The sequence below is a fragment of the Modestobacter sp. DSM 44400 genome (assembly GCF_900107175.1).
Classification (GTDB): domain Bacteria; phylum Actinomycetota; class Actinomycetes; order Mycobacteriales; family Geodermatophilaceae; genus Modestobacter.
Genome location: NZ_FNOZ01000089.1, coordinates 1 through 7928, shown reverse-complemented (window position 1 = coordinate 7928; position 7928 = coordinate 1). Strand labels below are relative to the sequence as shown.

Below are 7928 nucleotides of genomic sequence, written 5' to 3'. Positions count from 1 at the left end.
GATCTCCCGCTCGACCTTGAGCTTCGCGTTCTCCCGGCGCAGCTTCGTCAGCTCGGCCCGCTCCGCCGCCGTCAGTGGAAGAAGCCCACTGCTGTCCGGCACGCCCCGCTCGGCGGCGTCAGCCTTGACCCAGTTCCCCAGCGTCGTGTCATTGATCGACAGGTCTCGGGCAATCTCCGCGACGGTCTTGCCGGTCGCTCTGACGAGCTCCACGGCCTGCTCCCGGAACTCCGGGGAGTACTTGCTCGGACGGCCCATCAGGACCCCTTCCTCGGGCACATCGCCCAAGTTCAGGGTGTCCACCGAAGCGGGTCAACTCCAGGGGACCGTGTTGAGGGTGGTGAAGCCGGCGCCGGGCAGGTAGTCGGCGTACCGCCGCGGCATCCCCTCGTCGCCCAGCCAGTGCTGGATCAGGAACGTGCCGTGGAAGCCGATGAAGGCCAACCAGAAGTGCAGTCTGCCCAGATGCTCGTCCATCATCCGGCCGCACATCTTCGGGAACCAGAAGTAGACCGGCAAACGCACAGAAGGCCACGGTGCCGAAGGCGACGTAGTGGAAGTGGGCCACGACGAAGTGCGTGTCGGTGATGTGCCAGTCCAGCGGCGGGGACGCCAGCAGCACCCCGGTCAGCCCACCCAGCAGGAACGTGACCAGGGAACCAGCGCGAAGAGCATAGGCGCCTCGAACGTGAGCTGCCCCCGCCACATCGTGCCGATCCAGTTGAAGAGTTTGATTCCTGTTGGCACCGCGATCAGGTAGGTCATGAAGCTGAAGAACGGCAGCAGCACGGCACCGGTGGCGATCCTGTGGTGCGCCCACACGGGTATCGACAGGGCAGCGATCGCAATCAGCGCGCGTCCAAGTCGCCTCGACCAGCTCTTCCCGAAAGGGCCAACCAGGTACCAGTAACAGCTCCTTCCACTGAACGCAGCGCATTCCCTGTGGGCTGGGAGCAATGATCACCACTTCGTGTTCCTGGTCGCAGTAGTAGGTGTCGCCCGGCGCTACCGACTCGTCTGTCCGTGCGTCGTACCACGTCATCCGGGGAATTCAGGGGCGGACGAGGAGCAGAGTCGGTCGGCTGAGAGCGAGGCGTTCAGGTCGCCAGCGCCGCGGCGACCGCGTCGAGATTGCCGCGCATCCACGACACGTAGTGCTGCCCCTCGGGCAGCGTCTCGGTCACCGGGACGACGGCGACGCCGGCCTGCCGCGCCGCAGCAAGGACCTGCTCGGTCGCCGGGCCGGTGGTCTGCGCGTTGTAGACCACCGCGCGCACCTGGCCGCCGGTCAGCAACCCGAGGGTGTCCCGCAGGACCGCCGGCGACACGGCCCCGCCTTCCTCGATCGCCGCGGAGAACGCGGCCGGGGTGCGGTCGTCGGCTCCGAGTGCGTCCAGCAGGTACCCCGGCACCGGCTCGGTGACCAGCACCCCGGCATCCCGGGTAGTGGCCGCCGCAGCCTGCTCGGCGGCGACCAGGTCGTCCAGCTGCGCGGTGAAGGCGGCCGCGTTGGCGGTGTAGGTGCCGGCGTTCGCCGGGTCGGCGTCCCCGAGCGCGCCGGCGACCTCCTCGGCCAGGGCAGCGACGGTCGGGACGTCGTACCAGACGTGCTCGTTGAGCTCGTCCCCCGCGGCCTGCGCCGCCGCGGACTCCTCGACCGCGGTGATCACCGGAGCCGTGGAGTCGGTCGCGTCGAGCAGCGTCTGCATGAAGTCGTCGTAGCCGCCGCCGTTCTCGATGACCACGTCGGCCTCGGACACCGCCAGCTCGGTGCGGACGCTGGCCTCGAAGGAGTGCGGATCGGCCGACGGGTCGTCGATGATCGCGGTCACCTCGACGTTCCCGCCGGCGACGGTGGCGGCGATGTCGGCGTAGACGTTGGTGGACGCGACGACGGACAGCCCGTGCTCCGACGCGTCGCCGGTGGCCCCGCAGGCGGTCAGCAGCAGCACCGCGCCGACGAGGGCCGGCGCCAGCCGGGGAAGGCGCATCAGCCGGCCCGGGCGCCGGTGCAGGCCGCGCAGGTGCCGAAGATCTCCAGGGTGTGGCTGACGTCGCTGAAGCCGTGCTCGTCGGCCACCCGGTCCGCCCAGCGCTCGACGGCCGGACCAGCCACCTCCACGGCGCGCCCGCAGCTCCGGCATACCAGGTGGTGGTGGTGCTGGGTGCTGCACCGGCGGTAGACCGACTCGCCGGTGTCGGTGCGGATCGAGTCGAGCTCGCCGTCGTCGACCAGGGACTGCACGGCCCGGTACACCGTGGACAGGCCGATGCTGTCACCGGAGGCCCGCAGCCGCGCGTGCACCTCCTGCGCGCTGTGGAACCCCTCCAGCCCGTCGAAGACGTTCACCACCGCCGCGCGCTGGCGCGTGCTCCGGATCATCTGTCGCTGCTCCCCTCGACGGACGGATCGGTGTCGGACGGTGTGGTGTGCGAGGCGTGCTCGACCGCGGCGCGGACGATCTCCGCCACGTGCGGGTCGACCAGCGCGTAGTGCACCTCGCGGTGCCGCCGCTCCCCGACGACCAGCCCGGCGCCGCGCAGCACGCGCAGGTGCTGGGACACCAGCGGCTGCGGGGTGCCGAGCTCGTCGACCAGCTGGTGGACGCAGCGCGTGCCGTGCCGGTCCAGCAGCACGACGATGGCCAGGCGCAGCGGCGCCGCGAGAGCCGACAGCAGTTCGCTGGCCGCCTGCACCCCCGGGGCGGCCAGCGGGGCCCCGGCCGGCAGGGCACTCACGGGGCGGCCAGCGGGGCCCCGGCCGGCAGGGCACTCACGGGACGGCCACCGGGACGGGGGCCGCCGCGGGGGTGGCCCGGCTCCCCCAGCCCCGGCGGGTGCGACGCGCGGAGATGATCCGGCAGACCACGTAGATGGCGAAGGAGATGGTGGTGACGAACGGGCTGATCGGGATGGTGCCGCCCAGCGCCAGCAGGATGCCGCCGACGGCGGACACGACCGCGAAGGCGGCGCTGAGCAGCGGGGCGAGCACCGGGGAGGCGGTCACCCGGAAGGCCGCCGCCGCCGGGGTCACCAGCAGCGACAGCACGAGGAGAGCACCGACCACCTGCACGGCCAGCGAGACCGCCAGCGCCAGCAGGAGGGTGAACATCAGCGACAGCAATCCGGACGGCAGCCCGCGGGCCGCGGCCACCTCCGGATCAGCGCTGATGAAGGTCAGCGGCCGCCAGATCACCGCCAGCCCAGCCAGGACGACGACCGACACCGAGACCAGCCAGCCGAGCTGCACCGTGTCCACCGAGACGATCTGACCGGTCAGCAGGCCGAACTTGTTCGCCGCCCGCCCCTCGTAGAGCGCGAGGAAGAGCACCCCGAGGCCCAGGCCGAAGGGCATGAGGACGCCGATGACCGAGTTCCGGTCGCGCGCGCGGATGCCCAGCACACCGATCAGCGCGCCGGCCAGCACCGAGCCCAGCACCGAGCCCAGCGAGACGTTGACGCCCAGCAGCAACGCGCCCGCAGCGCCGGCGAAGGAGAGCTCGCTGATGCCGTGCACGGCGAACTGCATGTCGCGCATCTGAACGAACACCCCGACCAAACCGCCGACCACGCCCAGCAGCGCCGCGGCGAGCAGCGAGTTGTGCACCAGCCCGAGCAGTGCGCCGTAGTCGTCGAAGGAGAAGAGGTCGTTCACCGGTCCGCACCGACCGCCGCGCGGGCCGGGGACCGCCGCTCGGGCTTCGGCGGGTCGTGGTGCTCACACGGGCCCGCGGCCGAGTCCGGCGTCCCGACGACGACCAGGCGCCCGCGGACGGTGACCACGTCCACCGGCGTGCCGTACAGGTCGCTGAGCGTCTCCGACGTCAGTACCTCGGCCGGCGTGCCCAGCCGGTGCTGGCCGCCGGCGATGTAGAGGACCCGGTCGACGAGGTCCAGGACCGGGTTGATCTCGTGGGTGACGAAGACGACGCCGGTCCCGTGCTCCCGGCGCCGCCGGTCGATGATCGCGCTGACCGCGCGCTGGTGGCCCAGGTCGAGGGACAGCAGCGGCTCGTCGCAGAGCAGCACCTCCGGGTCGGTGGCCAGCGCCTGGGCGATCCGGACCCGTTGCTGCTCGCCACCGGAGAGCAGGCCGATCGGGGCGTCGGCGTAGCCGGTGGCGCCTACGGCGTCCAGCGCATCGGCGACCCGCAGCCGGTCCGCCGCGCTGCGGCGGCCCAGCCCCCAACGATGCCCGTCCAGCCCGAGCCCGACCAGGTCCCGGGCCCGCAGCGGGGTGGCCGCGTCCATCGACTTCTGCTGGGGCACGTACCCGACCGCCCGGCTGCCCCGGCCCGGCGGGCGCCCCGCCACCGTCAGCTCACCAGCGGTCAGCCGCTGCTGGCCGAGTGCGGCCTTGAGCAGGGTCGACTTGCCGGCTCCGTTGGGCCCCAGCACGGCCACGAACTCCCCCGGTGCCAGATCGAGGTCCAGATCGCTCCACAGCACCCGGTCGCCGAAGGAGATCCCGGCCCTGCTGGCCTGGAGCACCGGCTCCCTCAACGCGTCCATGGGACCACTATAGACAACGGGAGTCATTAGCCGATCAGCGTGGCCGCCACGGTCGCCGCCAGTTCGCGGCACGCCGCTAGATCGGCCGGCCCCGGCGGGCCGGTCAGGCTCAGCGGCGCGGCGACCTGCTTCCAGCGCAGCGCCCCGGTGATCCGCTGGATGCTGCTCAGCGCGCCGGAGGTGTCGTCCCCGCCGTGCACGTAGACGCCGTAGGGCAGGCCGACCGTGGCGTCCAGGCACGGGTAGTAGACGGTGTCGAAGAAGTGCTTGAGGGCGCCGGACATGTAGCCGATGTTCGCCGGCGTCCCGAGCAGGACGCCGTCGGCGGCGAGCAGGTCGGCCGCACCGGCGGACAGCGCCGGTCGCACCACCAGCTCCACTTCCTCGACCAGCGCGGCGCCCTCGCGGACGGCTTCCAGCACGGCCTGCAGCGTGGGCGAGGGCGTGTGGTGGACGACGAGGAGGCGCGGCACGCGGTCATTCTCCGCGCTGCCGGTCCGTCGCACCGCGGGCACGTTGTGTCGCGCAACACAGGGATTCGGATCGATGGCCGCGAAGGCCCCGGCAGGGCATCGCCGACGCGCTCGACGGCGGTGTCCAATTCGCCCACAGGGCGCTCTTGGCCACCGACCCCGCGCACCGGATCGGGTCGCTGTTCTTCAACTTCGGCGGCCCCGGCGGACCGTCGGTCGACTTCCTGCAGAACGTCGGCGCGGGCTTCCTCGCCACCCTGAACGAGCGGTTCGACCTGGTCACCTTCGACCCCCGGCGGGAGCGATCTCTTCTCGGCGTACGACGCGCTGGTCGCCTCGGCCGCTGAGACCCCGATCCCCGCCGAGGGCTACACCGACGACCCGCGGCCGGTGACGGCCGACGACATCAGGAACGTCGCGGCGGTGCTGCTCTACGCCAAGCAGAGCTGGGGTGTGCTCGCTGCAGCACTGGCCGACGCCGCGTCTGGTGACGGATCGACCATCCGGGAACTGGTCGACCAGGCCATCTACCCGCGCGACGACGACGGCCCGTACGACCCCTTCGCGGACCGCTTCTTCGCCATCTCCGCCAGCGAACAGCACTGGCCGACCGACGTCGGTGCGTACCTGGAGCGCGGTGCACGGGGACTGGGCCGCCTTCCGCACTTCTGGGGCACGTACGCCTACGCGGAGATCCCGTTCGCCCTATGGCCGGCGCACGACAAGGACACCTACGGCGGTCCGTTCACCGTCCCCACGTCCTCGCCCACGCCGCTCGTGGCGGTCACCACGTACGACCCGGTGACGCCGTACCCGGGCGCGCTGCGCCTGGTCCAGGAGCTGGGGAACGCGCGGTTGCTGACCATGGACGGCGACGGGCACACCGCCTACGGCGGCAACTCCCCGTAGATCGACAGCGCCGTCGAGGCCCACCTCATCGACGTCACGCTCCCGGCGGAGGCCGCCGTGTGTGCACAGGAGGTGCCGTTCACGGCACCCGAGCCGGCGCCGGCCGAGGCGCCGTCCGGGGTCGGGACGCACCGGACGGAACTGGCCGGCATGGGGCTCTGCTAGGGCTCTGCCGGGCAGCCGGCCTCGAGGACACCGGCGGTGCGGCGGCCCGGTCAGCCGGGCAGCCGCACCGCCGGTAGCTCCGCCAGTCAGGCGAGGACGTCGGCCCCCAGCCGGTCGGGCACCTGCAGCTGCGGGACGTGGCCGACGCCGGGCAGCTCGAGGTACCGCCAGCCCGGGTTCCGCCGGGCGACGTCCCGCGCGTTCTCCACCGGCACAAGACGATCGCGGTCGCCGTGCACCAGCAGGACCGGCACCACGATGTCGGCCATCGCCCGGCGGTAGCGGCGCGGGTCGACCACGAGCCTCAGCACCGACCGGGCCGCGGCCAGGAACGCCCGGTCCATGCCGGCCACGCCCTGTCGCTGCTCGACCAGCTCCGCCGACCGGTCCAGCAGCGAGGCGGGGACCGCAGCGGGATCAATGCCGCACAGCCGCAACATTGTCCAGCACCTGCGTCCGGGGGTAGTGGGTCAGTTTGAACGGGACGGATCTTGACGCGCCCGGTCACGGTAAGACGATGGCCACATGCCTGACCGGTCACGCAAGCGCCGCCACGTGGATCTGAACTCGCTCGCCGCCTCCATCGTCAACGACTCCACCGACGAGGACAAGCCCACCGAGCCGGCCGGCGACGGCAAGGACCCGGCCGCCGTCGCCCTCGGACGACGCGGGGGGCTCAAGGGCGGACGGGCGCGCGCCGACAAGCTGACGCCGGAACAGCGGTCCGAGATCGCTAGGCGAGCAGCCGCTAGTCGATGGGCAAAGAAGGCTGAGCCGGTGGAGAAAAGAGCCTAGCCTTACACTTTTCCGGCAAACCCTCGCGAGAAAGTGCTTGCAGAACCGCGAAGGGTCGTATTAGAGGGTTTCTGAAACGGTATTTTCGTCGCCGTTCCGGGCCTTCTCTGCGCAAGACTGCCGCGCGCTCGATCTCCGCGAAAGCCTTAAGGTGTGGAGAGAGCGCCGGGATGTCGTAGTGTCGGCCCATTATCGTAGACATTGGTTCCCGCACATCTGCGGCGGTAAAGTACCCCAGCTCGTCTTTTGCAGCCAGGGCACACGCGAGTAGAACGTGCTCATGCAGTGTTCCTGTTCGTTGAGCATGGACGGCGCGCTTGTATTCGCTTAGGCGAAGAGCGTCCCGCCGAGCACACGGGCGAGTTCGGCTACGGAGACGTGTGGACCTGGACGGCGATCTGCGCGGACACGAAGCTGGTGCCGTCTTGACTGGTCGGCGAGCGCAACGGGGCAGACGCCGAGGTGTTCATGCGTGACCTCGCCTCACGGCTGACTCAACGGGTCCAGCTCACCACGGACGGACACAAGCCCTACTGGTCGCTGTCGAGTCCGCGTTCGGCGCGGACATCGACTACGCCATGCTGCACAAGATCTACGGCGCAGCGACCGGCGTAGGCGATGAGCGCCGCTACAGCCCGGCCGTCTGCACCGGCATCGACATCCGGCCCGTTACCGGCGACCCTGACCTGACCGAGGCGTCCACGTCCTACGTGGAGCGCCAGAACCTCACCATGCGGATGGGCATGCGCCGCTTCACGCGGCTGACCAACGGGTTCTCCAAGAAGGTCGAGAACCTGGCCCACGCCGTCTCGCTGCACTACATGCACTACAACTTCGCCCGGCCGCACAAGACGCTGACCAAGGCGCGCAACGGCTACCCGACCGCCTCCGCGATGGCCGCTGGTGTGGCCGACCACGTGTGGACGCTGGCCGAGATCGCCGCGCTACTCGACTAAGCGCCAGGCCGACCTTTCGGCGGGGTGACTGGTCAGGTCCCTGCGGCGTGGCGTGTTGACCTGGCCGTGTGATCGATGATGCTCGTGGGGTGTCCGGCGATCCCTCGGTGGTGGAGCT

At 70.9% G+C, this 7928-nt stretch carries 11 protein-coding genes and 2 pseudogenes; 4 read left to right on the top strand and 9 right to left on the bottom strand.

Annotated features, from left to right (window positions below; all coding sequences use genetic code 11):
- The 8 genes and pseudogenes from BLW04_RS24030 to BLW04_RS23995 form a co-directional block, all read right to left on the bottom strand.
- Nucleotides 1–303 (bottom strand): transposase (locus tag BLW04_RS24030; RefSeq protein ID WP_139307011.1); only part of this gene is annotated, 303 nt, incomplete at its 3' end.
- Nucleotides 304–312: 9 nt separating this feature from the next.
- A pseudogene (locus BLW04_RS29900) lies at nt 313–957 on the bottom strand (cbb3-type cytochrome c oxidase subunit I).
- 140 nt (nt 958–1097) lie between these two features.
- The gene (locus BLW04_RS24020; protein ID WP_091548025.1) at nt 1098–1991 is read right to left on the bottom strand and encodes a metal ABC transporter solute-binding protein, Zn/Mn family; all 894 of its coding nucleotides are present in this window, start codon (nt 1989–1991) and stop codon (nt 1098–1100) included.
- On the bottom strand, nt 1991–2383 hold the full coding sequence (locus tag BLW04_RS24015) for a Fur family transcriptional regulator (RefSeq protein ID WP_091548023.1): 393 nt from the start codon (nt 2381–2383) through the stop codon (nt 1991–1993). The genes BLW04_RS24020 and BLW04_RS24015 overlap by 1 nt, the downstream gene beginning before the upstream one ends.
- A complete protein-coding gene (locus BLW04_RS24010) occupies nt 2380–2739 on the bottom strand; it encodes an ArsR/SmtB family transcription factor (protein ID WP_175484266.1) in 360 nt (119 codons plus the stop codon). The genes BLW04_RS24015 and BLW04_RS24010 overlap by 4 nt, the downstream gene beginning before the upstream one ends.
- Nucleotides 2740–2773: 34 nt before the next feature.
- Complete coding sequence (locus BLW04_RS24005; RefSeq protein ID WP_091548021.1) at nt 2774–3655, bottom strand: metal ABC transporter permease; 882 nt, start codon at nt 3653–3655, stop codon at nt 2774–2776.
- Nucleotides 3652–4512 (bottom strand): metal ABC transporter ATP-binding protein, encoded by an 861-nt coding sequence (locus tag BLW04_RS24000; RefSeq protein ID WP_175484265.1) that lies wholly within the window; start codon nt 4510–4512, stop codon nt 3652–3654. The genes BLW04_RS24005 and BLW04_RS24000 overlap by 4 nt, the downstream gene beginning before the upstream one ends.
- Before the next feature lie 26 nt (nt 4513–4538).
- Nucleotides 4539–4985 carry a flavodoxin family protein gene (locus tag BLW04_RS23995; protein WP_091548027.1) on the bottom strand — a complete coding sequence of 149 codons (447 nt, stop codon included), beginning with the start codon at nt 4983–4985 and terminating at the stop codon, nt 4539–4541.
- A 146-nt stretch (nt 4986–5131) separates the two neighbouring features.
- Here BLW04_RS23995 and BLW04_RS23990 point away from each other — a divergent pair, with 146 nt between their 5' ends.
- Together BLW04_RS23990 and BLW04_RS23985 are read left to right on the top strand one after the other, a co-directional pair.
- On the top strand, nt 5132–5332 hold the full coding sequence (locus BLW04_RS23990; RefSeq protein WP_091548017.1) for a hypothetical protein: 201 nt from the start codon (nt 5132–5134) through the stop codon (nt 5330–5332).
- A 43-nt stretch (nt 5333–5375) separates the two neighbouring features.
- Nucleotides 5376–5894 (top strand): alpha/beta hydrolase, encoded by a 519-nt coding sequence (locus BLW04_RS23985; RefSeq protein WP_175484264.1) that lies wholly within the window; start codon nt 5376–5378, stop codon nt 5892–5894.
- A gap of 251 nt (nt 5895–6145) precedes the next feature.
- Here the strand turns inward: BLW04_RS23985 and BLW04_RS23980 are convergent, their stop codons facing one another.
- Complete coding sequence (locus BLW04_RS23980) at nt 6146–6499, bottom strand: alpha/beta fold hydrolase (protein WP_254781946.1); 354 nt, start codon at nt 6497–6499, stop codon at nt 6146–6148.
- An 85-nt stretch (nt 6500–6584) separates the two neighbouring features.
- On the opposite strand from BLW04_RS23980, the gene BLW04_RS23975 reads away from it, so the two are divergent.
- Entirely contained in the window at nt 6585–6854 is a 270-nt protein-coding gene (locus BLW04_RS23975) for a hypothetical protein (protein WP_091548013.1), read from the top strand.
- A gap of 366 nt (nt 6855–7220) precedes the next feature.
- Nucleotides 7221–7810: pseudogene (locus BLW04_RS28935) on the top strand (IS1 family transposase); the annotation flags it as partial.
- Between the last annotated feature and the right edge of the window lie 118 nt (nt 7811–7928).